Below are 23995 nucleotides of genomic sequence, written 5' to 3' on the forward strand. Positions count from 1 at the left end.
CAGCATACCTGCGTCACGTGCCTCCGAGCCACTTCCGACCCGGCCGAGACGGTCAGGTGCGCAGCCAGCGCCGGATCGCGAAGCCCGCCGAGAGTGCGGCGAGCACGACGCCGATGCCGATCAGCACCGGCACGACCCACGCGGCATCCTGCATTCCGATCCAGGTCGTGATGAACGGCACGCGTCCCCGCAGGTAGCCGTTCACTCCGAAGTGCACGCCGGCGAGGATCGCCGCACTCGCGAGCGCCGATCCCAGCAGGGCGGCGAAGACGCCTTCGAGCACGAACGGCGTCTGGATGAAGCGGTTCGACGCGCCCACCAGGCGCATGATCCCGATCTCCTTGCGCCGCGCGTAGGCCGACAATCGGATGGTCGTGGCGATGAGCAGCGTCGCCGCGATGAGCATGAGCACCGCGATCCCGACGGCCACGTACGTCGCGACCGTGAGCGCCGAGAACAGCGGTTCGAGATATTGCAGCTGATCCTTGACCTGCTCGACGCCGGTCTGACCGCTGAAGGCTTCGGAGAGCACCTGGGACTGCCCCGGATCCTTCATCGTCACGAAGAAGACCTCGAACGCCTGGTCCGGGGTGATCACGCTCGCCTGCTCCTCGCCCACCTGCTCGACGAGCTTGGCGTAGGTGTCTTCCTTCGTGTCGAAGGTCATCGAGCTGATGAGCGGCGCGAGCGCGTCGCCCTCGAGCTGGGCGCGCACCGAGGCGACCTGCTCTTCGCTCGCAGCCCCGTCTACGCAGGTGTCGGACTCCGACACGGCCGAGCACATGTACACCGCGACCTGGGCGCGTTCGCTCCAGTACCCGCGCATGACGCCGATCTGCGACTGCATCAGGATCGCCGCGCCCACGAAGGTGAGCGAGACGAACGTCACGAGCACGACCGAGATCACCATCGAGATGTTCCGGCGCAGGCCCAGCAGGGCCTCGGTGAGGATCAGTCCGATTCTCATGAGGTCGGACCCACTTCCTCGTCGTCGCCGCTGGAGAGGCCGAGTCTGTCGGCGACGCCGAGTTCGGCGACGTCGACCTCGGGAAGGACGATCGGATGCGTGCGCGGACCGGTGGAGGGAGGCGTCGGCGCGGCGTCGGCTTCGGCGGGCGCAGCCTCATCGGCGGCGGGTTCCGCGGGAGCCGCGGCGGGGACCTGGCCCGGAGCCGGCGCGGCCGGGGTCGGAGCGGATGCCGCGGCTTTGCGCTGCGCGCTGAGCTCCTCGGTCAGTGCGGCCCGCACGATCGACAGATCAGACGTCTGGCGCTGCACCTCCTGCACCGCCGTGAGCGCAGCCGCGGCGGCGGCGCCGCGCACCTCCTCGGGAACGAGACGCGGGATGTTGGAGGTGTCGCCGTAACCGCCGTGCACCTCGTCGCGCACCATCACGCCGTCGCGGAGCTCGATGACGCGGCGCTTCATCTGATCGACGAAACCGGCCTCGTGTGTGGCCATGAGCACGGTCGTTCCGCCCGCATTGATACGTGCGAGGAGCTGCATGATGTCGACCGAGGTGGCGGGGTCGAGGTTTCCCGTCGGCTCATCGGCGAGCAGCACCTGGGGGCGATTGACGAGAGCGCGCGCGATCGCGACGCGCTGCTGCTCACCGCCCGAGAGCTCATGCGGCATGCGCTTCTGCTTGCCGTCGAGACCGACCAGGGCCAATGCCTCGGGAACGGCCTGCTGGATGAAGCCCCGCGACGAACCGGTCACCTGGAGGGTGAAGGCGACGTTCTGGTACACCGTCTTCGACGGAAGCAGGCGGAAGTCCTGGAACACCGAGCCGATGTGGCGTCGGAAGTACGGCACCTTGCGGTTCGCGAGCGAACGGAGGTCGCGCCCCATCACGGCGACGCGGCCCGTGGTGGGCACGTCCTCGCGCAGGATGAGCCGCAGGCAGGACGACTTCCCGGAACCCGAGGCACCGACGAGGAAGACGAACTCCCCGCGCTGCACCTCGAAGTCGACTCCGGAGAGGGCGGGCTTGGACGTCCCGCGGTAGCGTTTCGTGACGTTCTCGAACCGAATCATGGCGTTACGAGCCTAAGCGCGCTCCCCTCCCGCGCCGCGCGCGACACCCCGCGCGGACCGGACGCACGAGAAGGCATCGTTCGACATCCGTCTCCGTCGATGTCACGAGCCACTGCTATACATGAAGTGGCAGTCCGCGCCATCCACGCGGACGTGAGATCCGAGGGGGATGCCATGACGACACCTGCAGGCTGGTACGACGACGGTTCCGGGCGTCAGCGCTGGTGGGACGGCGAGCAGTGGACCGAGCACTTCGCTCCCGAGACGACCGCTCCCGAAGCGAGTGCTCCCGAGGCGACGGCTCCCGAGTCGAGCGCGCCCGAGACGACCACCGTCTCCGAGCAGCCCAGCGAGCAGGTCACCGAGGAGCCGCTCCCCGTCGTCCCGACCGAGGCCGAGGTGGACGCGACCATCGCGGTCGCCGAAGAGAGCGAGCCGTCGGCACATGCGGATGCCGCAGCCGAGGGGCCGGCATCCGACGTCGCCCCCGAAGCACCCGCATACGTCGCCCCCGAAGCCCCGGCCTACGTGGCTCCCGAGGCGCCCGCGTACGTCGCTCCCGAGGCACCCGCCTACGTCGCTCCCGAGGCACCCGCTTACGCAGCGCCGGCCTACGCAGCACCCGGCTATCCGACCACCGCCCCCGGAGGCGCTCCGGCCTACGGCGTCGCTCCGACGGGCGCATACCCCGGCAGCGCTCCCTCCGGCGGCGCCCCCGGCGGGTACACCCCGTACCCCGGATCCCCCGTAGCCGAGCCCCGCCCGATCTCGGTGCTCGGCCTGGTCGGACTCGGTCTCGCCGTGCTGGGAACGATCCTCGTCTGCTTCCTGCTGACCGCGGTCTTCGGCTGGATCCTCCTCTTCGCCGGGCTCGTGGTCTCGATCGTGTCGCTCTTCCTCAAGGGCAAGAAGTGGCCGGGAATCACGGGAATCGGAGTGTCCGTCCTCGGAGGCATCGTCGGCGGCATCATGGCGATCGTGTTCTTCACATTCGGCATCGCCCAGATCGCCATCGACACCGCGGAGTCGTACTCGCCCCCGCCCGTTCCCTCGATCGGCACCGACGGCGGAGAGGACTCCGGCGAGATCGTCGAGGGCACGATGGGCTCTCCCGTCACGGTGAACCAGTACTCGGGCGAGAGCGAGGTCACCATCACCGCCGCGTCGTGGGGCACCTCGAACGGCTCCAGCTTCGAAGCCGAGAACGGCGGATACCTCTCGGTCGAGCTCACGTGGGAGGCCATCAGCGGCGATACCTCCGTGAACCCGCTCTACTTCACGGTGGTCGATGCCGACGGCAACGAGGGCACCTACGACTACTTCGGCGACGCCACGCTCGAGTCCGCCCAGCTGGCCCCGGGCGAGACCGCGCAGGGCACGCTGTCGTTCGATGTCGCGCAGAGCGACTCCTACACGATCGTCATCACCGACGAACTGCTGCAGGACGTCGCGGAAGTGACCATCGAGGCCAGCGCCCGCTGACCGCGGAGCGTCGAGACGAAGAGCACCACCGAGGTGTCGACTCCCGCAGGCTGGTACGACGACGGATCCGGGCAGAAGCGCTGGTGGGACGGATCGGGATGGACGGCGCACGTCGCCGCCTCCGCGGCCCCCGCGATCGTGTCTCCTGAGCCCGCACCGTTCGTACCGCCGTACACGCCGCCCCTCGCCCCGCCGGTGCCCACCGCACCGCCGGGGGCATCGCCGATCGCCGCGCCGCAGTACCTTTCGGCACCTGCAAATCCGTCGGCGCCGCAGTCCCCCTCTGCAGCGGCCTACCCGCAGTACCCGTCCGCACCGCAGTACTCGCCCGCTCCGCAGTTCTCGCCGTACCCGTCGGCCCCTGGGATGCCGGCGCCGTACGGCGGCTACGCACTCCCCGGAGCCTCTCCCGCGCCGTTCCCGGCCGTCGGACTCGCCGGTCTCATCGCCGCCGCACTCGGAACGATCGTGGCCTGCATCCCCCAGATCCCGCTCATCGGATGGTTGCTCCTCGGCGCGGGACTGGTCCTGTCGCTCGTGTCGCTGTTCCTCCGCGCCCGGAAGTGGGCGGGAATCGCCGGGCTGGCGGTCTCCGTGCTCGGGGCGCTTCTCGCGGCCGTGCTCTCGTTCGTCCTCGTGGGTTCGTTCTCCGCGTCAGGGAGCGCGGACGACGTTCCCGGCAGCGAGGTGATCTACGCCAGCGACCTGGAGGTGGGCGACTGCCTGCCCGAGGGGCTGGACGGAGAAGAGTTCTTCGAGGTGACGATCGTGCCGTGCGACGGTCCGCACGTCGACGAGATCTACTACGAGTTCGATCTACCGGACGGAGAGTTCCCCGGCGAGGAAGCACTCGCCGACGCGGCCATCCGCGAGTGCGAGCCCGAGTTCGAGGACTTCGCCGATATCGCCTACGAGGAATCCGAGCTGGACTACTGGTGGCTCACTCCGACGGAGACGTCGTGGGCCGGCGGAGACCGCACCATGCAGTGCCTGATCTACAGCTACGACGGCACCGTGACCGGCACCCTCGAAGGCGCCGCCCGCTGAGCCGCGGACGGACCGTTCGAGATCAGTCCTCTTCGGGACGCTTGCGCCAACGGATGCCGGCGGAGATGAAGCCGTCGAGGTCGCCGTCGAAGACCGCCATCGGGTTGCCCGACTCGTACCCGGTGCGAAGATCCTTCACGAGCTGCTGACCGTAGAGGAAGTACGAACGCATCTGGTCGCCCCAGCTGGCGGTGATGTTTCCCGCGAGTTCCTTCTTCTTCGCCGCTTCCTGCTCCTTCTGCAGCAGGAGGAGGCGGGTCTGCAGCACGCGCATGGCTGCGGCGCGGTTCTGGATCTGCGACTTCTCGTTCTGCATCGACACGACGATGCCGGTCGGAAGGTGCGTCAGTCGCACGGCGGAGTCGGTGGTGTTGACCGACTGGCCGCCGGGGCCGGACGAGCGGAAGACGTCGACGCGGATGTCGTTCTCGGGGATGTCGACCTCGGTCGCCTCCTCCATGAGCGGGATGACCTCGACCGCGGCGAACGACGTCTGACGCTTGTCGGCCGAACCGAAGGGGCTGATGCGCGCCAGGCGGTGGGTACCGGCCTCGACCGACACCGTGCCGAACGCGTACGGCGCGTCGATCTCGAACGTGGCCGACTTGATGCCCGCGCCCTCGGCGTAGGAGGTGTCCATGACCTTCACGGGGTACTTGTGCCGCTCGGCCCAGCGCAGGTACATGCGCATGAGCATCTCGGCGAAGTCGGTCGCGTCGTCGCCACCCGCGCCGGAGCGGATCGTCACGATCGCGGAGCGCTCGTCGTACTCGCCGTCGAGCAGCGTCTGCACCTCGAGCTGGTTGATCATCTCGGTGAGGGCTGCGAGTTCGGTGCGAGCCTCCTGCGCGGAGTCCTCGTCACCCATCTCGTTGGCCAGGTCGACGAGCACTTCGAGGTCGTCGAGGCGCTGGGCGATGCCGGTGACGCGGGCCAGCTCGGACTGGCGGTGGCTCAGCGCGCTGGTGACCTTCTGCGCGTTCTCGGTGTCGTCCCAGAGGTCGGGGGCACCGGCTTCTTCGCTGAGCCGCGCGATCTCGTCGCGGAGCCGTGCGACATCGACGACCTCGCTGATGTCGCCGAAGGTGTGCCTGAGTGCCTGGATGTCGGCGGAGAGATCGAGTTCGAGCATGATCACCGAGCCTATCCTGTCGTCGCCGCGGGAGTAGCCTCGAACGGTGAGCAGTGCATCCACGGTCCTCCGACGGTTCGGGCCGATGGTGTACCTCCCGACCGTGCTGTTCTCGCTCGGCGAAGGCGCGGTGATCCCGCTGATCCCCGTCATCGCCGCATCGATGGGCGCCGACGTCGCGTTCGCCGCGCTGGTCGCCTCGGCGCTGGTCGTCGGTCAGCTCTGCGGCAATCTGCCCGCCGGATGGGCGGTCGCGCGTATCGGCGAGCGGTTCACGATGGTCATCGCCGGCGCGATCGCCATGCTCTCGGCGGTCGGGATGGTCTTCGCCCCGTCGATCGGCGTGCTGGCGGCATCCGTCTTCGTCCTCGGTTTCTGCGCCGCCGCCTTCGGGCTCGCGCGTCACGCCTTCATGACCACGCGGGTGCCCATCGAGTTCCGCGCACGTGCGCTGTCGTTGCTGGGCGGCAGCTTCCGCCTGGGGATCTTCATCGGGCCGTTCGTCGCGGCGGGTCTGCTGGAACTGTTCGCCACCGAGACCGCCGCGATCTGGTTCTTCCTCGGATGCCTCACGGTGATGGTGCTGCTCGTGCTCTTCGGCCCCGATCCGGAGAAGACGATCCCGCCCGCTGTGACCTCCCCCATCCGTATCGGCACGGCGGAGGACTCGGGCGAGGTGGTCAGCGGAGCGATCCCCACCTTCGAGCGGATCGGGATCTTCCGCACGATGTGGCAGCAGCGCACGGTGCTCAGCCGGCTCGGCCTCGCCGCGGCGTCGCTCTCGGCCGTGCGTTCGGCCCGCCAGGTCGTGCTGCCGCTCTGGGGCCTCTCGCTGGGCCTCGATGCGCAGACGATCGCACTGGTCGTCGGGATCTCGGGCGCGATCGACTTCGCGCTGTTCTACGCGAGCGGGCAGGTCATGGACCGGTTCGGCCGGATGTGGGCGGCGATGCCGGCGATGATCCTGATGGGAGCGGGCTTCGTCGCCCTCTCGCTGTCGCACGACGTCGAGGCACCGGTGCTGTGGTTCGGGATGTTCGCCGCGGTGCTCGGTGTGGGCAACGGCCTGTCCAGCGGCATCCTGCTCACGCTGGGCGCCGATGTCGCGCCGAAGCGCGAACCCGCGGCCTTCCTCGGATCCTGGCGGACGCTGACGGATGCCGGTGGGGCGATCGCGCCGCTCCTGGTGTCGGCGATCACGGCGATCGCGTCCCTTCCTGTCGCAGCCGCTGCGATCGGGGTGATCGGACTGCTCGGTGCCGTGGGGTTCGTCCGGTGGATCCCCCGGTTCGTCCCGAGGGTGCGGGATGACGACCCGGTGCCGCCTCCCGGCTGACGGTCGCTCATCGCAGCGCGGTGCGGCTCGTCGCGGCCGCTTCGAGCACGACGCCGTCGGGCACGAAGGGCGAGAACACCGGCGGATGCCAGGGTGCCGTCACCGTCACCCGCACCGAGACACCGTCGGGTGTCCACGCGTCAACGAGAGCGGCATCTCCCTCGATCGCGTCGATGACCTCGAGCGCCTGCTCCCGCATGTCGCCGTCGTCGAGCTCGGCACGGACGCCGTGGTCATCGGCGACCAGTGTGAACCCGTCCGCTGCCGCTGCCGCCGCCGAATCGGCCACCGCGTCGAGACGTTTCTGCGCGAGGTACAGGTCGGTGGCGCACACGCAGACCAGCACGATCGCGAGCGCGAGGAGCACGTAGCCCAGGGTCAGGAGCAGGATGCTGCCCTCCTCGGCCTCGCTCGTACGACGCCGCATCATCCGCTCCCCCAACCGCGACCGACCTTCTGCACGGAGGTGGCCTCCAGAGGAACGGCGAGCGCGCTGTCGAGCCCGAGCATCTCCGGCACGAACGGCATCCGCACGACCGTGGTGACCGTCACGCGGAGCGTCGCGCCGCCCGTGGGGCACTCGGCACCTTCGGGCACGCAGGAGAGAGCGACGTCGGTGGCCTCGGCATCCATTCGGTACTCCTCGACGACCGCGGTGAGCACGTCCGCGGCGAGCGCCGCGGACTCCGGGCCGGTCGACAGCGCGATGGTCCGGGCGATGTGTCTCGCAGCGGCCTCCGCCCCCAAGGACTGCTCCTGGATCGCGCCCAGGACGATCACGAGGTAGGCGAACGGCACCAGCAGGATCACTCCGACCGTGATGAACTCCAGCGCGGCGGAACCGTCGTCATTCCTCCCCCAGGCTCTCCATCGGAGCATGCGCGGTCACCTCCCAGGCGGCGGGGATACCGATCAGGCCCACCAGTGGGAACGTCGTCCGGATGCGCACGTCGACGCGATCGCGGTCACCGAGGTCGGTGACGCCGACGGCGATGTCCTCGGCATACGCGGCCCCGACCGCGCGCTCGATCACCTCGCGCGCCCGCTCGGCGCCCTCCTCGGGCGTGGTGTCGGCGAGCGCCGCGTGGTACGCGCCCTCGACCGCTGCATCGTGCACCACGTTGCGGACGTAGACGGCGACACCGAGCTGGATCACGGCGAGTGTGAGCGCGGTGAGGAGCGTGCCGACGAGAACGAACTCGACGGGGCTCGATCCCCGCTCGTCGTCGCGGATCCCGGACGCACTCACTGGATCCCGGAGACCCGCTGGATCGCCTGCTCGAACAGATCCGATAGCGCCGGACCGGCGACCGCCCAGATGAGCACGACGAGGCCGGCGGTCATGAGCGTCACGAGCACCCAGCCGGGCACATCGCCGCGGTCATCGTGCGCGAGCGCGCGCAACCACCGGGTCGCGCGGGCGCGGAGGGGAAGGGTCGGGTTCATGGGTTTCCTTTCGTGGGAGCTCAGCCGATGCCGAGGCGGAGGATGAAGAGTCCGGGGTAGATCGCGAAGAAGACCGACAGGGGCAGGATCAGGAAGACGAGCGGCAGGAGCATGAGGATCTCCTTTCGCCCGGCCTGCTCGATGAGGATCCGCTTGGCGTCCTCGCGGGCGTCGCCCGCCTGCGCCTGCAGGACGGCGGCGAGGGGTGCGCCGTGCTCGAGCGCGGCGATCACCTGATCGATCGCGCGCGAGAGGCCCGGCAGCTGGAGTCGTGCGGCGGTCTCGCTCAGCGCCTCCGCCAGCGGGGACCCGGTGCCGACCGCGAGGACGACCTGCCGGAACTCGCCGGTGAGCTCGCCGGATCCGACCGATGACACCCGCCGCAGAGCGTCGAGGAACCCCTCGCCGGCGGACAGGCAGAGGGCCAGGAACTCGAGCGTCGTCGGAAGCTCGTCGGTCAGGCGGGTGCGTCGCGCCTTGACCCGAGTGGACAGTTGCATGTCGTAGAGGGCTCCGGCAGCCCCTCCGCAGAGGAGCGGAAGGACGGCCACGGGTGCGGTCATGCGGCCGGTGAGCATGAGGACGACGATCACCAGCGCACCGCCTGCGATCCCTCCGACGATCCATCCGAGCTGGCGAGCCCGGAATCCCGAGGGAGTGACACTCGCGCCCGACTGCGCGATGCGACGAGCGAGCGCTTCTCCCCCGCCGAGCACCCTCTCGAAGAGAGCGAGGAGATGCTGCCAGGGTGAGCGCCTCCCCGTGGGGAGCAGGGCGATCGACGGGAGCGCCGAGAGTGGAAGGTCGGCATCGTCCACGACGTCGCGCACGTACGGAGCGATCCGCACGGCCAGGGATGCGGCACCCCAGCGCGGCACGACCGAGAGGATGCCCAGGATGCCGAGTCCGAACATCCCACCCAGCAGTGCGGCGATCGCGATCGACGACCCGGTGCTCATCCGAACCACCGACGAGGCTCGGGCAGGCGTCCGATCCGCACCATCACCCGGAAGGCGACGGTCGACACGGCGGCTCCGAGACAGATCACCAGCACACCTTCGGGCGTGCCGTAGGCCTCGGCGCCCTCGGGCCGCATCACCAGCAGGCCGAGGATCACCCATGGCGCCACCGCGCCGAGCACGGCGGCCCCGCGGATCCATGACTGGCGCGCCTCGACCTCGCCGCGGAGGGCGGCATCGGCACGGACAGAGGCGGCGAGCGCGCGGAGCACGCCCGTCAGCTCGGTACCACCCACCTGCCGGGCCATGCGCAGGGTCTCGATGATGCGGTCCCCGATGGGGTCGGCGAGCGTGTCCTTGAGGCGATCGAGGCTCGTCTCGAACCGCCCCGTCGCCCGCACATCGTGCGCGAACACCGCGAACGCCGGTCGCAGCATCGCCGGCGCGGAGTCCTCCAACGCTCCGACCGCATCGGGGAGGGACAGGCCGACGCGGATCGATGCGATGAGCAGATCGCATACGTCCGGCCAGAGCTGGCGGCGAAGACGGCGCAGACGCAGTCGACGCCCCCGCAGGTACCCGATCGGCGCCGAGCCCGCTGCGAGCCCGGCGAGGAGCGCCAAAACCGGAAGACCGGAGATGAGCCAGGCGGCAGCCGCCGCGGCGAGCGCCGCCGCGATCATGCCCGTGAGCACCGCTCGCGGCGTCAGCGCGCCGATCCCCGCCTCCGCGACGAGCCGAGCGAGATGCCCCCGACGGGGCGTCGTGCTCTTCGGCGCGCCCGGCGGCCACAGCCACGGCGAAAGGCACAGCAGCGCTCCTGCGGCCAGGAGGGCGCCGAGGAACAGCGTCACGAGTCGCGCCCCGGGGTACGCAGAGCGGTGCCGCGCCCGGGGTCCGAGTAGATGACGCGGGTGACGATCCGTCCGTCGGCGATCTCGCCGGTCGGGGCGATGACTTCGCGTACCCGTCGTCCGCCCTCCGGATCACGCACGCAGTGCACGACGAGATCGACGGACGCGGCGAGCGCCGGCACGATGAAGGAGCGGTCGATGTTCCGCCCGGCCAGGAGAGGCAGCATCGTGAGCTTGTCGAGCGCATCGTCGGCGGAGTTCGCGTGCACGGTCGCCGCTCCCGGCACCCCGGTGTTGAGCGCCAGCACCAAGTCGAGCGCCTCGGCATCGCGCACCTCCCCGACGACCAGCCGATCGGGACGCATGCGGAGGGCTTCCTTCACGAGCCTGCGGAGGGTGATCTCACCGGAGCCCTCCAGACTCGCCTGGCGCCCCTGCAGCGCGACGAGATCGGGTCCGTCGACCGAGAGCTCGAAGGTCTCCTCGACCGTGACGATGCGCTGCAGGTCGGCGCAGGCGGCCAGGAGGGCGCCGAGCATCGTGGTCTTGCCCGCATGCGTCGCCCCGGAGACGATCACACTCCGCCCCGCACGCATCTCATCGCCGAGGAATCGCGCGAGATCGACGGGGAGCGCCCCCTGCGCGGCGAGCGCATCGAGAGTCCGGTGCCCGGGCAGGAACTTTCGGATGTTGACCGCCCACCCGCCGCGCACCACATCGGCGATCGCGACGTGCAGACGGGAGCCGTCGGGCAGCGAGGCGTCGACGAACGGCTGGCTGATGTCGACGCGGCGACCGGTGGACTGCAGCATCCGCTCGACGAGGTCGCGCACGACCGTCTCGCCGAGCCGTAGGTCGACGCGCTCGGCCACTCCGCCCCGGGCGATGTGCACCTGGTCTCCCCCGTTCACCCAGATCTCCTCGATGCCCGGATCGTCGAGCAAGGGCTGCAACGCCCCGTACCCGCTGACCGCCGCGAGCACATCGCGGACCGAGCGCGCCTCGTCGTCGATGAGCTCCTGCCCTCGGGCGAGTGCCAGGTCATTGTGCCTGCGGACCTCGGCCTCGGTGATCCGACGGACGGCATCCGGATCGATCGAGGGGTCGGTGCCGTCGCTGCGCAGACGAAGGCGCACACGATCGGCCACGGCGAGAGAGGGAGGATTCACGCCGAGCATCCTCGCAAGAATCGCGAGAACGGCGCGGAAGTTATCCACAGCGAAGACGGAACGACCTCGGAACGGCCCTCGTCCTGCACTGAAGACGTGGCCTCCGACCCCTCGGAGCCCCCGGTGCCCGGATCGCCGCGCGGACGGTCACGCGGCCGTCGATCGGACGGTCGAGTCACCCGACGGATCGAGCGATCCCCGCCCTCTCCTTGTACCGGATTCTCCCGGGAAAGCGGAGGCCTCTGCTCGGTAGACTGTGAGCACCGCGCGGGAGTGGTGGAATTGGCAGACACGCAGGATTTAGGTTCCTGTGCCCCAGGGCGTGTGGGTTCAAGTCCCACCTTCCGCACAGGACGAGCGCATTCGCGCGTTCGGCTGCTCGACCGCCGCACCATCGCACCACGACGGGACACTCATGCATCACGCCGCGCTCATCCCCTGGCTCGACCCGGCCACGATCATCGGCACGGCGGGTCCGTGGGCTCTCCTCGTGGTGTGCTTCATCGTCTTCGCCGAGACCGGACTGCTGGTCGGCTTCCTGCTCCCGGGTGACACGCTGCTCGTGATCGCGGGCCTGCTGTCGCACGCGATCGCAGGTTCCGAGCACGGCGTCTTCGGCATCAACGTGTGGTTCGTGGCGCTGCTGATCGGTCTCTCGGCGTTCGTCGGCGGCGAGGTCGGCTACGTGATCGGCCACAAGGGCGGTCCGGCCGTCTTCGAGCGCAAGGAATCGGGACTCTTCAGCAAGAAGAACGTCGAGCGCACGAACGCGTTCTTCGAGCGCTTCGGCGGCATCACCGTGATCCTCGCCCGGTTCGTGCCGATCGTGCGCACGTTCGCCCCGGTCGCCGCGGGCGTCGGACACATGCCGTGGCGCAAGTACACGCTCTACAACCTCATCGGTGCCATCCTCTGGGGCTTCGGTCTCACGATGTTCGGCTACGCCATCGGGTTCATCCCGCCCGTGGCGGACTTCGTCGAGAGCTACATCGACCTGATCCTGCTCGCCGCCGTCGGCGGCACTGCTCTGGTCACGCTGTGGCACTACCTCCGCGAGCGCTACAAGGCCAAGAAGGAAGCCGAGGCCGGCCACGACGTCGTCACCGATGCGGCCGAGGCAGAGGCCCTCACGCTCGATTCCGAGGTCTTCGACCGCGCGCCCGACCTGGACGGCGACGGCAAGCACTGACGACGCGGGCTGAAAGCGGGCGCGGGCGTCAGCCCGCTTTCCTCTTCGCCGGCGCCTTCTTCGCGGCAGGCTTCTTCGCGGCCGACTTCCCGGCGTCGGCATCCTTCCCGTCACCGCCGGACTTCTCCGCGGAGCCCTTCGCCCGCTGTTCCTTCGACTTCGCGACGCTGGCGCGCAGGGCCTCCATGAGGTCGATGACCTCGCCGCCCTTCTCCGCTCCCTCCGCCTCGCCGAAGGTGTCGGCGACATCGAAGCCCTCGCCCGCATCGATCTTGGCGTCGATGAGCGTGCGCAGCTCCTTCTGGTACTCGTCTACGAACTCCTCCGGGTCGAAGTCGCTCGAGTAGCTCTCGACCAGCGATGCCGACAGTTCGAGCTCCTTCTTCGAGATCGACACGTCCTCGTGCAACGAAGGGAAGTCGACCTCGCGCACCTCGTCGGCCCAGAGCAGCGTCTGCAGCACGAGCACGTCCCCGCGCACCCGCAGCGCGGCGAGACGGGTCTTCTGCCGGAGCGTGAAGCGCACGATCGCGGTGCGGTCGCTCTGCTCGAGCGTCTTGCGCAGCAGCACGTAAGCCTTGGGGGATTTCGAATCCGGCTCGAGGTAGTACGGCTTGTCGAGGGTGAGCAGATCGACCTGGTCGCTGGGCACGAACTCCACGACATCGATCTCGCGGCTCTTCTCGGACGGGAGAGCGGCGAGATCGTCCTTGGTGAGCAGGACGGTGTGCCCCTCGTCGACGTAGGCGCGATCGATGTCGGAGTAGGCCACCGTCTCACCGCAGACCTCGCACGTGCGCTGGTAGCGGATGCGTCCCCCGTCCTTGTCGTGCACCTGGTGCAGCGGAACGTCGTGGTCCTCGGTGGCGGAGTACACCTTCACCGGCACGTTGACGAGCCCGAACGTGACCGCGCCCTTCCAGATCGTTCTCATGACCCCAGTGAACACCAGCGGCACCGGCCGAGACCAGCCCTTGACTACGCTGGCTCCATGGTCGTCGACGGTCGGATCGTGCAGGTCGAAGGACGCCGCCTGCGCGTGACCAACCTCGACAAGGTCGTGTATCCCGAAACCGGTACGACGAAGGGCGAGATCTTCGCCTACTACTCGGCCATCGCGCCGCAGCTGCTGCCCCTGCTCGCCGGTCGCCCCGTGACCCGCAAGCGCTGGGTCGAGGGTGTGGGGACGGCGGATGCCCCGGCCGATGCCTTCTTCACGAAGCAGCTCGAACGCGGGGCACCCGAGTGGATTCCCCGCCAGGCGATCGTGCACTCCGACGGTCCGAAGGACTATCCGCTGGTCGACGAGGTGCCGACCCTGGTGTGGCTGGCTCAGGTCGCGGCGATCGAGCTGCACGTACCGCAGTGGCGGTTCGGATCTGACGGACTGCCCGGGCGACCCGACCGCCTGGTGCTCGACCTCGACCCGGGCCCCGGCGTGGGACTCGCGCAGTGCGCGGTTGTCGCCCGTCTCGCCCGCGGCATCCTGACCGGGATGGGGCTCGAACCGGTGCCGGTGACCAGCGGCAGCAAGGGCATCCACCTGTACGCGTCGCTCCCCGGCGAGCAGACGAGCGCCGAGATCTCGATGGTCGTGAAGGAACTCGCCCGCGTCATCGAGAACGAGCACCCCGACCTCGCGACCGCCACCATGTCGAAGGCCGTGCGGGGCGGCCGGGTCTTCCTCGACTGGAGTCAGAACAACGGCAAGAAGACGACGATCTCGCCGTACTCGCTGCGCGGCCGCGCCCGGCCATGGGTGGCAGCTCCCCGCACCTGGGACGAGCTCGACGACCCCGGTCTCGCACAGCTCGACCTCGACGAGGTGCTGGAGCGCGCGGCAGCCGGCATCGACCCGATGGCGGCGCTGCATCCGACGGATGCCCCGGCCCCGACTTCCCCTCCAGCCGCCCAGTCGAAGGCGGAGCGACACCGGCCGAGCAGCCGCGGCGCCTCGCCCGTCGCGCTCGATCCGGAGGCGACGCTCCCGACTTTCGAGCCGATGCTCGCCGAGCACGGCACCCCCGCACTCGCGCGCCGCCTGAGCGATCCCGCCTGGGCCGAAGTGAAATGGGACGGCATCCGCGCGATGGGCACCTGGTCGAACGGACGGATGCGTCTGCACGCCCGCCGAGGCACCGACATCACGGCGCGCTACCCGGAGCTCACGAGTGACGGCGCCCCGTTCCTGCCGGCGGCGGACGCGGTCGTCGACGGAGAGATCGTCGCCTTCGACCACGACGGCCGCCCGAGCTTCTCGCGGCTGCAGAACCGCATGCACCTCACCCGCGCGCGCGAGATCGAACGAGAGGTCGTGCGCACGCCCATCGTGTACATGCTCTTCGACCTGCTGCGCCTCGACGGCCACGATCTCACCGGCCTCCCCCTGCACCAGCGGCGCACGCTCCTCGATGACCTGATCGCCGATCTCGACGCGCCGGTGCAGGTACCGCCGGTGTTCGACGACGTCGATGACGCTCTCGCCGCGAGCGACGACTTCGGTCTCGAAGGCGTCGTCGTCAAGGACCGCGACTCGCGTTACCGCCCCGGGACTCGCTCGCCCTCCTGGCTCAAGCTCAAGCACACTCGCATGCAGGAGGCGGTCATCGTCGGCATCCGTCCGGGCAAGGGCGATCGCGAGCGCACGCTCGGTTCCCTCCTGCTCGCGGTGCACGACTCCCCCGGCTCGCCCCTGCGCTACGTCGGCCGGGTCGGAACCGGGTTCACCGAGCGCATCCTGCGCGATCTGCTCGACCTGCTCGAGCCGCTGCGCACGAAGACCGCACCCCTCGACGGGGTTCCCGCGCCCGACGCCTCCGACGCGCTCTGGGTGCGCCCGGAAGTGGTCGGCGAGGTGGAATTCGCGAACTGGACGCCGGACGGGGTGCTGCGGCACGCGCGCTGGCGCGGACTGCGCCCCGACAAATCGCCCGATGAGGTCGTACGCGAGAGCTGACCCTCAGGCGTGGTGCGGCTCGCAGTCCGACTGCTCCGCCGGTTCGATCTGGAACGTCGAGTGCTCGACGTCGAAGTGCTCGGCGAGGCATCCCTGCATCTCCGAGAGGAGCCTGGTCGATCGTCCGTCGGCGAGGATCGCCGGGTCGACGAGCACGTGCGCGCTGAACACCGGCGCACCACGGGTCAGTTGCCAGACGTGCACGTCGTGCACCCCGACCACACCGTCGTAGCCGAGCAGGTGCGAGCGGATGTCGGCCACCGCCGTCCCCTTCGGCGCCGACTCGGAGAGCACCGAGAAGACCTCCCGCAGCAGAGAGATCGCCCGCGGGATGATGAGGATCGCGATGAACATCGAGGCGATGGCATCCGCCGGCATCCAGCCCGTCGCCACGATCACGATCGCCGCGACGATCACGGCCGCCGAGCCGATCAGGTCTCCCATCACCTCGAGGTACGCCCCGCGCACGTTGATGCTGGTGCGCTGCGCGCGGCTGAGCAACCACATCGAGACCGCGTTCGCCAGCAGACCGACCACCGCGACGGCGAGCATCAGCGGACCCGCCACCTCGACCTCGCCCGGGTCGATCAGGCGGCCGACGGCCTCGAACCCCACCCACCCCGCGAGCAGGATCAGGATGATCGCGTTGATCAGCGCGCCGAAGACCTCGGCCCGCTGATATCCGAACGTGCGACGGTCGTCGGCGGGGCGCGCGGCCACCGCCGCGGCGATGAGCGCGATCACGAGTGCCGAGGCGTCCGTGAACATGTGCGCGGCGTCGGCCAGGAGCGCCAACGAACCGGTCAGCAGAGCGCCGACCACCTGCACCACCATGATCGTCGCGGTGAGGCACAGCGAGATTGTCAGAAGACGCCGGTGACCGGCCGAGCGGATGCCGCCGGCAGCGGGAGCGTGATCGTGCATGCCTCCAGGCTAAGCGCGGAATCAGCCGTTCAGCCGCGATTTCGCTAGTCGGGAAGGGTAACGAGAACCAGTCTCATCTCGCGCTGCGCCGGACGGTAACTCAGAGGTCGGCGAGCAGTGGAGCCAACTCCTCGAACGCGCGGGCGCGATGGGACTGCGCCTGCTTCTCCTCGTCGGTGAAGTCCCCGACCGAGCGCTCTTCCCCCGCCGGCTGACCGTCGGGGATGAAGATGGGGTCGTACCCGAACCCGCCCCCGCCGGAGGCGGCGTGCGCGAGCCGCCCGGGCCAGATGCCGGTGACGACCTTCTCGGCACCATCGGGTGAGACGAGCGCGATCGTCGAGGTGAAGTGCGCGGCGCGATGCGGGTCGGCGATGTCGCGCAGCTGATCGAGCAGCAGCTCGAGGTTGGCGACGGCATCCTTCTTCTGCCCCGCCCAGTAGGCGGAGAACACGCCCGGCGAGCCGCCGAGCACGTCGACGCAGATTCCCGAATCGTCGGCGAGCGCCGGAATTCCGGTGTGCGCAGCCGCGGCTCGAGCCTTGATCAGCGCGTTGTCGGCGAAGGTCACTCCGTCCTCGACCGGTTCGGGTCCGTCGTAGCCGACGACTTCGAGGTCGGGGCGCACCCGGGCGACGATCTGCTGGAACTCGGCGACCTTGTGCGGATTGTGCGTGGCCAGGACGACCTTCATCGTCACTCGGCCGCCAGCGCGGCGATCTGCCGCTCGGTGAGGGTCGCGCAGCCGTCGACGCCGAGCTGCAGCAGCGCGTCGAGTTCGCGCTTGTCGAAGGGCGCACCCTCGGCGGTGCCCTGCACCTCGACGAACAGACCGCGGCCGGTGACGACGACGTTCATGTCGGTCTCCGCGCGCACGTCCTCGACGTATGCCAGATCGAGCATGGGCTCTCCATCGATGATGCCGACCGACACCGCGGCGACCGAGTCGAGCAGCGGGGTGGAGTTGCGACCGATGAACTTCTTCTCACGGCCCCACTCGATCGCGTCGGCGAGGGCGACGTACGCGCCCGTGATCGCCGCGGTGCGCGTTCCGCCGTCGGCCTGCAGCACGTCGCAGTCGATCACGATCGTGTTCTCGCCGAGCGCCTTGGTGTCGACGACCGCACGCAGCGCGCGCCCGATCAGGCGGGAGATCTCGTGGGTGCGCCCGCCGATGCGACCCTTCACGCTCTCGCGGTCGTTGCGGCTGTTCGTGGCGCGAGGCAGCATGGCGTACTCGGCGGTGACCCACCCCTTGCCCTTGCCGGTGAGCCAGCGCGGAACGCCGTTCGTGAAGGATGCCGTGCACAGCACCTTCGTCCCGCCGAAACTGATCAGCGCGGAGCCCTCGGCCTGAGAGCTCCATCCGCGCTCGATCGTGACCTCGCGGAGCTGGTCGGTGGAGCGGCCGTCGGCACGCACGATGTCAGACATGGGCTTCCTTCGTTTCGGGGAGAGGGGGTACCGCTCAGCGCGGCTCGGAGAGGGAGTCGGGAAGGGGGATGACGCCGGTCTGGACGAGCTGCACGTCGCGCACCTCGCGACCCATCAGGCGGTTCGCGAGCGCGGTGAAGTCCGAGGCGGAGTCGCCCGTGGCCTCGTACACGTACCGCGCGGTCGCGTCGGGCGGGGCGAGCAGATCGCCGCGGACGAGCTGACGGTAGACGTCGCCGGCCGTCTCGTCATCGCTCGACACGAGCGTGACGCCCTCGCCCATCACGTAGCTGATGGCGCCGCGCAGGAACGGGTAGTGGGTGCAGCCGAGCACGAGCGTGTCGACTTCCGCTTCGCGCAGCGGCGCGAGGTACTCCTCGGCGACGGCGAGCACCTCCGGGGTGCCGGTGATGCCCGCCTCGACGAACTCGACGAAGCGCGGGCAGGCCGCGGTGAACACCTGCAGCCGCTCGTTGACCTCGAGCATGTCCTGGTACGCGCGTGAGCCGATCGTGCCGACCGTGCCGATCACGCCGATGCGTCCGTTGCGCGTCGTCGAGACGGCCCGCCGAACGGCGGGTCCGATGACCTCGACCACCGGCACGTCGTAGCGCTCGCGCGCATCGCGGAGCATGGCCGAGGATGCCGTGTTGCAGGCGATCACGAGCATCTTCACGCCCTGGTCGACGAGCGTGTCGAGCACCTCGAGCGAGTAGCGGCGCACGTCGGCGATGGGCTTCGGCCCGTAGGGCGAGTGGGCGGTGTCGCCGATGTAGACGAACGACTCGCGGGGCAGCTGGGCGCGGATGGCCCGCGCCACCGTGAGCCCGCCGACACCGGAGTCGAAGATACCGATCGGCGCGTCGTTCATGACTCCCCAGCCTAGTCGCGACGACACGGCCGCAGGTGAGCCGCGCTCACTAAACTGAGCGCATGACCTCGTCGACGGCGCTGCTCACCGACCGCTACGAACTCACGATGCTCGCCGCATCGCTGCGCGACGGGACCGCATCGCGCCCGAGCGTGTTCGAGCTCTTCTCGCGCCGCCTCTCGGGCGGACGCCGGTTCGGGGTCGTCGCTGGCACCGGGCGCCTGCTCAGCCTGGTGCGCGACTTCCGCTTCGCTGACGACGAGCTTCGTTTCCTCCGCGACAACGACGTGGTCGATGCGGCATCCCTGCGCTACCTCGAGGATTACCGGTTCACCGGGTCCATTCGCGGATACCGCGAGGGCGAGCTGTACTTCCCCGGCTCCCCCATCCTCACCGTCGAGGGCAGCTTCGCCGATGCGGTCGTGCTCGAGACGCTGGCGCTGAGCGTGCTCAACCACGACTCGGCCGTCGCCACGGCCGCCTCGCGCATGAGCATCGCGGCGGGCGAGCGCCCCCTCGCGGAGATGGGATCGCGACGCGCCGCCGAGCGGTCGGCCGTCGCGGCCGCCCGCGCCGCCTACATCGCCGGGTTCCGATCGACGAGCAATCTTGAGGCCGGGCGCACGTGGGGCATCCCGACGATGGGCACCGCCGCGCACTCCTGGACCCTGCTCCACGACAGCGAGGAAGAGGCCTTCCGGTCGCAGATCGAGAGCCTCGGAACCGACACCACGCTGCTCGTCGACACCTACGACATCCCGACGGGCGTGGAGACGGCGATCCGCGTCGCCGGCACGGGTCTCGGCGGGGTGCGCATCGACTCCGGAGACCTGCCCACCGTGGCGGCCGCCGTGCGCGAGCAGCTCGACGCCCTCGGGGCCACCGAGACCCGCATCACGGTCACGAGCGACCTCGACGAGTACGCCATCGCGGCCCTCGCCGCGTCGCCCGTCGACGCCTACGGCGTCGGTACGTCGGTGGTCACGGGATCGGGATATCCGACGGCCAGCATGGTCTACAAGCTCGTCGCCCGACAGGATGCCGCGGGCTCGTGGATCGGCGTCGCCAAGGCTTCCGCGGACAAGGCGTCGCACGGCGGCCGCAAAGCGGCCTTCCGTCGCCTCGAGGACGGCGTCGCCACCGCGGAGGAGGTTCTCGTCGCCGACGGCTTCGAGAAGCTGGACGGACCGGCATCCTCCGTCGGCGGGCGCCCGCTCCAGGTGACGTTCATCGACAACGGCGAGATCGACTCCGCGCACGAGGGAGTCGCGGGAACGGCATCCGCCCGCGAACATCACCTCCGCGTCCGCGAGGAACTGCCGGTGCGCGCGCTCGCGCTGAGCAAGTCCGACCCGGCCATCCCCACCGTCTACATCGACGTGGAGTGAGATCGCGCCCGCGCGGTCAGCGCGTCATCGACTCGTAGATCTCCTTGCACGTCGGGCAGATCGGGAACTTCTCGGGGTCGCGCCCCGGTGTCCACTTCTTGCCGCAGAGTGCGCGGACCGGCTTGCCGGTGATCGCCGACTCGAGGATCTTGTCCTTCTTCACGTAATGCGAGAAACGCTCGTGGTCACCCGGCTCGAGATTCTCCTCTCGGAGGAGCTCTTCCAGTTCGCGATCAAGCGTTGCCACGCCGCCCTGATCGGGGCTGTCCAGCGGAGTACTCATCCCGTGAGTCTAGCCGCGTCCACGCGTGCGCGGGGCGGCGTCACGCGGTCTCGACGAACTCCATGAGGCGTTCCCCGCTGCGTTCGAAGATGAGGCCGCCGACGACCGCTCCGATGACGAAGACACCGACGCCGGTACCGAGGCCGGCCCAGAACGTCGCCATCGCCTGCTCCTCCCCCGCGAGGAGGTTCGAGGCGAAGAGCCAGATGACCGGGCCGCTGACGAGGATCGCCCCGAGGAACGCGACGGCCGGCCCGTAGGCGCCGCGCGACGTCGGACGCTGCGGTTGCTGGAACGGACTGTCGCCCGGGCGTGACACCGCGTACGGCGCGACGACCGACACGATGCTCGACAGGCCGAGGGCCGAGAGCAGCAGGCTGGATCCGAGACCGATCAGCGGCAGCAGCAGATGCCAGTCGTCGATGACGAGGAGCGTGAGCGGAACGGCGATCGCCAGGACCGGAATCGACACCAGGAGAACGGGGACCAGGCGCCCGAGCCGATCGGGCAGCCCGCGCACACCGCTGGCGACGTGCGTCCACAGGGCCGTCGAGTCGTAGGCGACGTCGTTGTGCGGCAACCATCCGAAGAAGAGCGCCATCACGGGGACCGGCACGAGGGCGGCGATCTCGAGCGGTACCCCGGCGACCAGGAGCGGGAGCACCGTGAGGACCCCCGCGACCGGGACGACGATCACGTTGACGATGTAGCGGCGGTCGCGCAGCCAGTACACGAGGCTGCGCGAGGCGATGGCTCCGAAGGCCGTCGACGGCAGGAGGGCGAACCACCCGAGACCGGTGCGTTCGCGCGCGGCCACGGGCCGCTCGGTCGTCGTGAGCAGGCGGCGGACCAGCCATTCCCACACCACCCAGAGCCCCGCGAGGGTCACGACGGCGATGAGGCCGATGAGCCACGTCGTCGAGCTCTCGGGCGCCTGGAAGAGCGCGCCGGGCGCCGCTCCGAGCGGGGTGAGGGAGATCACGCCCGTCAGCGAGATCAGGGATGCCGGCACCTCCCCGTCCCACCGGAACGACGCGAGGAACACGGCGACAGGGAACGCGACGACGAGCAGCGCGAGCACGAACAGTGCCGTGAGCTCGCGCGAGCGCCGTTCGGGCAGCAGCAGCGCATTGACCGCCATGCCGATGCGCGCGACCAGGATGGTGCTGACGATGCCCACCACCGTCATCCCGACCGCGAGCGGCCACGCGACGCCGAGCTGCACCGCCGCGATGCCGACGCTGAGGTACACGGCCAGGAGAGCCAGGCTCGGGACGCTGATCAGCGACGCGACGACGAGGATCCACGGCATCTGACGCTCGTCGACGCCGAAGACGGCGAAGCGGCGAGGATCGAGCTGGTCCACGGCTCCCACGAGGATCGGGCCGATGAGGAAGCCGAGGAGGATCGCGGCGCCGCCGAGGACGGTGACCGTGCGGGCGACCCCGAGCGGTGCGCCGGAGAGGCTGAGCACCGAGGTGCAGACGACGACCGTGATCGCCACGACGACGAGGAAGGACAGGATCGACCGCGTCCGGCGCTCGCCGCGCAGCGATCCGAGCAGAAGGGCGAGCCTCAGTCGGAGAACGTGTGCAGCCACTCGAGTCCCTCCACCTCTCCGATACCGCCGGAGAGCTCGACGAAGCGCGCTTCGAGCGTCTGGCCCGCCCGCACCTCGTCGATCGTCCCCTCGGCGAGCACTTCGCCGTCGACGATGATCGCGACGCGCGAGCACACCCGCTCCACGAGATCCATCCCGTGGCTCGACAGGATGACGGTGCCGCCGTGCGCGACATACGCCCGCAGGATGTCGAGGATCACCGCCGAGGAGACGGGGTCGACCGATTCGAACGGCTCGTCGAGCACGAGCACGCGCGGCGAATGGATCATCGCCCCCGCGAGCATGACCTTCTTGGTCATACCCGCCGAGTAGTCCGAGACGACGCGACCGAGCGCATCCCCCAGATCGAACGCGCGCGCGAGATCGGCGACGCGCTTCTCGATCACGTCGGAGGCCAGGCCGCGCAGGAGCCCGTAATAGTAGAGGAGCTGACGGCCGGTCAGGCGGTCGAACGTGCGCAGGCGATCGGGGAGGACGCCCATCACCCGCTTCGCCGCCTGGGAGTTCGTCGCCTGGTCGATGCCGCAGATCACGACGCTCCCGGCGTCGGCGCGCAGCAGCCCCGCGATGATCGACAGCGTCGTCGTCTTACCGGCTCCGTTGGGTCCGACGATGCCGTAGAAGGAGCCTGCCGGCACCGACAGGTCTATGCCGTGCACGGCGCGATTGTCGCCGAAATGCTTGACGAGCCCGCGGATGTGCAGAGCCTCGACGTCCGACGCAGCGGGGGCGGCCGATTCCGCGGCGACGGCGGATGCCTCGGACCGGACGTCCGTGGCCTCGACCTCGGGCCCGGCTTCGGTGGTCTCCGTCTCAGCGATCTCGGCCTCGACGACCTCGGGCTCGACGACCTCAGGCTCGACGACCTCAGGCTCGGCGACCTCCGCCTTGACGGCCTCGGGCTCGACGACATCCGCCTCCGCGGTCTCCGCTTCGACGAGCACCTCGTCGACGCCGACCGTCGCTCCGGCACCGGCCGTCCCGTCGACCTCGACCACCGCCTCAGGCGGGTCGATCCGGGTCGACTCGATCGTGACGGGAGCCTGCGGCTTCGGCTCGGCGACCTCCGCGGCCTGAGCCGCGGCCGCCTTCGCCGCAGCGGTCTTCGCGGCGGCAGTCTTCGCCGCGGTCGTGCGAGTGGAAGCGGCGCGTGACGCGGCGGTGCGTGCCGTCGACTTCGCCGCCTGAGCCTTCGTCGCCGCGGTCTTCGCCGCAGCGGTCTTCGCCGCCGTCGACTTCGCCGCGGTCGACTTCGCTGCAGCCGATTTCGCGGCCGCTGTCTTCGCGGCCGTGGTCTTCGCTGCGGTGGTCTTCGCCGCCGTGGTCTTCGCCGCAGCGGTCGTGCTCGCGGCGGTCGTCTTCTTCGCCGCCGCCGACTTGGCTGCGGCCGTTTTCGCCGCCGCGGACTTCGCGGGTGTACGCGTCGTCGTGGCACGCGCTCCGGCAGCCGGCCGCGCGGGAACCTTCTTCTCGATCGGGCCCGCCGCCGAGACGGGCTCGATGACGATGTCGGTGCCCGCAGCGGCCTTCTCCGCCGCGGCCTTCGCCGTGCTCGGGCGCTTCGCGGGCGTGTGGGCTGCGGGAGTCTTTTTCGCGGCGGGCGTGCGGGGCGCGGAAGCCTTCTTCGCCGCCGCGGAGGACGCGGATGCTCGCTTCGACGTCGCCGTCCGCTTCTCCGGGGTCGCCTTCGATTCGGTCGTGGGGTCCTCCGCCTTTTCGGGGCGGGCGTCGGGGGAAGCAGTCACGGGTTCTACGGTATCAACGCGAGCCGACTTCCCCGGGGTCGGTCGCAACATTCACCCTGACAATCACCCGGGCGCCTTCCCCGACGTCGACCCTGGGTATACGGTGTGGACTGGGTCACGAA

General features: G+C 69.8%; 24 protein-coding genes and 1 tRNA gene. 7 read left to right on the forward strand and 18 right to left on the reverse strand.

Going from position 1 to position 23995, the window contains the following annotated elements:
- Positions 1-52: 52 nt before the first annotated feature.
- Together ftsX and ftsE are read right to left on the reverse strand one after the other, a co-directional pair.
- Positions 53-967, reverse strand: a complete 915-nt coding sequence (gene ftsX / locus ACTJKK_RS05255) for a permease-like cell division protein FtsX (RefSeq protein ID WP_247625329.1) — start codon at positions 965-967, stop codon at positions 53-55.
- Entirely contained in the window at positions 964-2037 is a 1074-nt protein-coding gene (ftsE, locus tag ACTJKK_RS05260) for a cell division ATP-binding protein FtsE (RefSeq protein WP_440747226.1), read from the reverse strand. Before ftsE ends, ftsX begins: the two co-directional genes overlap by 4 nt.
- Positions 2038-2211: 174 nt before the next feature.
- Between ftsE and ACTJKK_RS05265 the strand changes: the two genes are divergently transcribed.
- Together ACTJKK_RS05265 and ACTJKK_RS05270 are read left to right on the forward strand one after the other, a co-directional pair.
- Complete coding sequence (locus tag ACTJKK_RS05265; RefSeq protein ID WP_440747227.1) at positions 2212-3519, forward strand: DUF2510 domain-containing protein; 1308 nt, start codon at positions 2212-2214, stop codon at positions 3517-3519.
- A gap of 33 nt (positions 3520-3552) precedes the next feature.
- Entirely contained in the window at positions 3553-4566 is a 1014-nt protein-coding gene (locus ACTJKK_RS05270) for a DUF2510 domain-containing protein (protein WP_440747228.1), read from the forward strand.
- Positions 4567-4588: 22 nt separating this feature from the next.
- On the opposite strand, the gene prfB is transcribed toward ACTJKK_RS05270, so the two are convergent.
- A complete protein-coding gene (prfB, locus tag ACTJKK_RS05275; protein ID WP_247625325.1) occupies positions 4589-5698 on the reverse strand; it encodes a peptide chain release factor 2 in 1110 nt (369 codons plus the stop codon).
- Positions 5699-5783: 85 nt separating this feature from the next.
- Between prfB and ACTJKK_RS05280 the strand changes: the two genes are divergently transcribed.
- Positions 5784-7034 carry an MFS transporter gene (locus ACTJKK_RS05280; RefSeq protein WP_440747546.1) on the forward strand — a complete coding sequence of 417 codons (1251 nt, stop codon included), beginning with the start codon at positions 5784-5786 and terminating at the stop codon, positions 7032-7034.
- A 7-nt stretch (positions 7035-7041) separates the two neighbouring features.
- Here the strand turns inward: ACTJKK_RS05280 and ACTJKK_RS05285 are convergent, their stop codons facing one another.
- The 7 genes from ACTJKK_RS05285 to ACTJKK_RS05315 are packed head-to-tail and all read right to left on the reverse strand — an operon-like array spanning position 7042 to position 11462.
- Positions 7042-7461, reverse strand: coding sequence for a pilus assembly protein TadG-related protein (locus ACTJKK_RS05285; protein ID WP_440747547.1), 420 nt, complete (start codon positions 7459-7461; stop codon positions 7042-7044).
- Complete coding sequence (locus ACTJKK_RS05290; RefSeq protein WP_440747229.1) at positions 7461-7913, reverse strand: TadE family protein; 453 nt, start codon at positions 7911-7913, stop codon at positions 7461-7463. The genes ACTJKK_RS05285 and ACTJKK_RS05290 overlap by 1 nt, the downstream gene beginning before the upstream one ends.
- Positions 7882-8283: a TadE/TadG family type IV pilus assembly protein gene (locus tag ACTJKK_RS05295; protein WP_440747230.1), complete on the reverse strand. Its 402-nt coding sequence runs from the start codon at positions 8281-8283 to the stop codon at positions 7882-7884. The genes ACTJKK_RS05290 and ACTJKK_RS05295 overlap by 32 nt, the downstream gene beginning before the upstream one ends.
- Positions 8280-8480 carry a hypothetical protein gene (locus tag ACTJKK_RS05300; RefSeq protein ID WP_440747231.1) on the reverse strand — a complete coding sequence of 67 codons (201 nt, stop codon included), beginning with the start codon at positions 8478-8480 and terminating at the stop codon, positions 8280-8282. Before ACTJKK_RS05300 ends, ACTJKK_RS05295 begins: the two co-directional genes overlap by 4 nt.
- Before the next feature lie 20 nt (positions 8481-8500).
- A complete protein-coding gene (locus tag ACTJKK_RS05305) occupies positions 8501-9439 on the reverse strand; it encodes a type II secretion system F family protein (protein WP_440747232.1) in 939 nt (312 codons plus the stop codon).
- Positions 9436-10293: a type II secretion system F family protein gene (locus tag ACTJKK_RS05310; RefSeq protein WP_247634348.1), complete on the reverse strand. Its 858-nt coding sequence runs from the start codon at positions 10291-10293 to the stop codon at positions 9436-9438. Before ACTJKK_RS05310 ends, ACTJKK_RS05305 begins: the two co-directional genes overlap by 4 nt.
- On the reverse strand, positions 10290-11462 hold the full coding sequence (locus ACTJKK_RS05315; protein WP_440747233.1) for a CpaF family protein: 1173 nt from the start codon (positions 11460-11462) through the stop codon (positions 10290-10292). The genes ACTJKK_RS05310 and ACTJKK_RS05315 overlap by 4 nt, the downstream gene beginning before the upstream one ends.
- Positions 11463-11729: 267 nt before the next feature.
- Here ACTJKK_RS05315 and ACTJKK_RS05320 point away from each other — a divergent pair.
- Positions 11730-11811: transfer RNA gene (locus ACTJKK_RS05320), tRNA-Leu, on the forward strand.
- A 66-nt stretch (positions 11812-11877) separates the two neighbouring features.
- On the forward strand, positions 11878-12651 hold the full coding sequence (locus ACTJKK_RS05325) for a DedA family protein (protein ID WP_440747234.1): 774 nt from the start codon (positions 11878-11880) through the stop codon (positions 12649-12651).
- A 28-nt stretch (positions 12652-12679) separates the two neighbouring features.
- On the opposite strand, the gene ku is transcribed toward ACTJKK_RS05325, so the two are convergent.
- Positions 12680-13585: a non-homologous end joining protein Ku gene (gene ku / locus ACTJKK_RS05330; protein WP_440747235.1), complete on the reverse strand. Its 906-nt coding sequence runs from the start codon at positions 13583-13585 to the stop codon at positions 12680-12682.
- A gap of 57 nt (positions 13586-13642) precedes the next feature.
- Here ku and ligD point away from each other — a divergent pair, with 57 nt between their 5' ends.
- The gene (gene ligD, locus ACTJKK_RS05335) at positions 13643-15607 is read left to right on the forward strand and encodes a non-homologous end-joining DNA ligase (protein ID WP_440747236.1); all 1965 of its coding nucleotides are present in this window, start codon (positions 13643-13645) and stop codon (positions 15605-15607) included.
- Between the two features lie 3 nt (positions 15608-15610).
- Here ligD and ACTJKK_RS05340 read toward each other — a convergent pair whose 3' ends face one another.
- The 4 genes from ACTJKK_RS05340 to murI all read right to left on the reverse strand — a co-directional run bounded on the left by ACTJKK_RS05340 (position 15611) and on the right by murI (position 18836).
- A complete protein-coding gene (locus ACTJKK_RS05340) occupies positions 15611-16531 on the reverse strand; it encodes a cation diffusion facilitator family transporter (RefSeq protein ID WP_440747237.1) in 921 nt (306 codons plus the stop codon).
- Between the two features lie 100 nt (positions 16532-16631).
- Positions 16632-17225, reverse strand: coding sequence for an RdgB/HAM1 family non-canonical purine NTP pyrophosphatase (gene rdgB, locus ACTJKK_RS05345; RefSeq protein ID WP_440747238.1), 594 nt, complete (start codon positions 17223-17225; stop codon positions 16632-16634).
- A 2-nt stretch (positions 17226-17227) separates the two neighbouring features.
- Positions 17228-17965, reverse strand: coding sequence for a ribonuclease PH (gene rph, locus ACTJKK_RS05350; protein ID WP_247624797.1), 738 nt, complete (start codon positions 17963-17965; stop codon positions 17228-17230).
- Positions 17966-17999: 34 nt separating this feature from the next.
- Positions 18000-18836, reverse strand: coding sequence for a glutamate racemase (gene murI / locus ACTJKK_RS05355; RefSeq protein ID WP_247624798.1), 837 nt, complete (start codon positions 18834-18836; stop codon positions 18000-18002).
- A 62-nt stretch (positions 18837-18898) separates the two neighbouring features.
- Here murI and ACTJKK_RS05360 point away from each other — a divergent pair, with 62 nt between their 5' ends.
- Entirely contained in the window at positions 18899-20224 is a 1326-nt protein-coding gene (locus tag ACTJKK_RS05360) for a nicotinate phosphoribosyltransferase (RefSeq protein ID WP_440747239.1), read from the forward strand.
- A gap of 16 nt (positions 20225-20240) precedes the next feature.
- Here the strand turns inward: ACTJKK_RS05360 and ACTJKK_RS05365 are convergent, their stop codons facing one another.
- The 3 genes from ACTJKK_RS05365 to ACTJKK_RS05375 are packed head-to-tail and all read right to left on the reverse strand — an operon-like array spanning position 20241 to position 23873.
- A complete protein-coding gene (locus tag ACTJKK_RS05365; RefSeq protein ID WP_247624800.1) occupies positions 20241-20507 on the reverse strand; it encodes a DUF3039 domain-containing protein in 267 nt (88 codons plus the stop codon).
- 40 nt (positions 20508-20547) lie between these two features.
- A complete protein-coding gene (locus tag ACTJKK_RS05370; RefSeq protein ID WP_440747240.1) occupies positions 20548-22107 on the reverse strand; it encodes a hypothetical protein in 1560 nt (519 codons plus the stop codon).
- Positions 22083-23873, reverse strand: a complete 1791-nt coding sequence (locus tag ACTJKK_RS05375; RefSeq protein WP_440747241.1) for an ABC transporter ATP-binding protein — start codon at positions 23871-23873, stop codon at positions 22083-22085. Before ACTJKK_RS05375 ends, ACTJKK_RS05370 begins: the two co-directional genes overlap by 25 nt.
- Positions 23874-23995: the final 122 nt, after the last annotated feature.

Source organism: Microbacterium sp. 22179 (assembly GCF_052045715.1).
Classification (GTDB): domain Bacteria; phylum Actinomycetota; class Actinomycetes; order Actinomycetales; family Microbacteriaceae; genus Microbacterium; species Microbacterium galbinum.

Excerpts from the sequence above, each read along its gene's own strand:
- ftsX (WP_247625329.1), bottom strand. The coding sequence starts at position 967 with ATGAGAATCGGACTGATCCTCACCGAGGCCCTGCTGGGCCTGCGCCGG.
- ftsE (WP_440747226.1), bottom strand. The coding sequence starts at position 2,037 with ATGATTCGGTTCGAGAACGTCACGAAACGCTACCGCGGGACGTCCAAG.
- ACTJKK_RS05265 (WP_440747227.1), top strand. The coding sequence starts at position 2,212 with ATGACGACACCTGCAGGCTGGTACGACGACGGTTCCGGGCGTCAGCGC.
- prfB (WP_247625325.1), bottom strand. The coding sequence starts at position 5,698 with ATGCTCGAACTCGATCTCTCCGCCGACATCCAGGCACTCAGGCACACC.
- ACTJKK_RS05280 (WP_440747546.1), top strand. The coding sequence starts at position 5,784 with ATGGTGTACCTCCCGACCGTGCTGTTCTCGCTCGGCGAAGGCGCGGTG.
- ACTJKK_RS05285 (WP_440747547.1), bottom strand. The coding sequence starts at position 7,461 with ATGCGGCGTCGTACGAGCGAGGCCGAGGAGGGCAGCATCCTGCTCCTG.
- ACTJKK_RS05290 (WP_440747229.1), bottom strand. The coding sequence starts at position 7,913 with ATGCTCCGATGGAGAGCCTGGGGGAGGAATGACGACGGTTCCGCCGCG.
- ACTJKK_RS05300 (WP_440747231.1), bottom strand. The coding sequence starts at position 8,480 with ATGAACCCGACCCTTCCCCTCCGCGCCCGCGCGACCCGGTGGTTGCGC.
- ACTJKK_RS05305 (WP_440747232.1), bottom strand. The coding sequence starts at position 9,439 with ATGAGCACCGGGTCGTCGATCGCGATCGCCGCACTGCTGGGTGGGATG.
- ACTJKK_RS05325 (WP_440747234.1), top strand. The coding sequence starts at position 11,878 with ATGCATCACGCCGCGCTCATCCCCTGGCTCGACCCGGCCACGATCATC.
- ku (WP_440747235.1), bottom strand. The coding sequence starts at position 13,585 with ATGAGAACGATCTGGAAGGGCGCGGTCACGTTCGGGCTCGTCAACGTG.
- ligD (WP_440747236.1), top strand. The coding sequence starts at position 13,643 with ATGGTCGTCGACGGTCGGATCGTGCAGGTCGAAGGACGCCGCCTGCGC.
- ACTJKK_RS05340 (WP_440747237.1), bottom strand. The coding sequence starts at position 16,531 with ATGCACGATCACGCTCCCGCTGCCGGCGGCATCCGCTCGGCCGGTCAC.
- rdgB (WP_440747238.1), bottom strand. The coding sequence starts at position 17,225 with ATGAAGGTCGTCCTGGCCACGCACAATCCGCACAAGGTCGCCGAGTTC.
- rph (WP_247624797.1), bottom strand. The coding sequence starts at position 17,965 with ATGTCTGACATCGTGCGTGCCGACGGCCGCTCCACCGACCAGCTCCGC.
- murI (WP_247624798.1), bottom strand. The coding sequence starts at position 18,836 with ATGAACGACGCGCCGATCGGTATCTTCGACTCCGGTGTCGGCGGGCTC.
- ACTJKK_RS05360 (WP_440747239.1), top strand. The coding sequence starts at position 18,899 with ATGACCTCGTCGACGGCGCTGCTCACCGACCGCTACGAACTCACGATG.
- ACTJKK_RS05365 (WP_247624800.1), bottom strand. The coding sequence starts at position 20,507 with ATGAGTACTCCGCTGGACAGCCCCGATCAGGGCGGCGTGGCAACGCTT.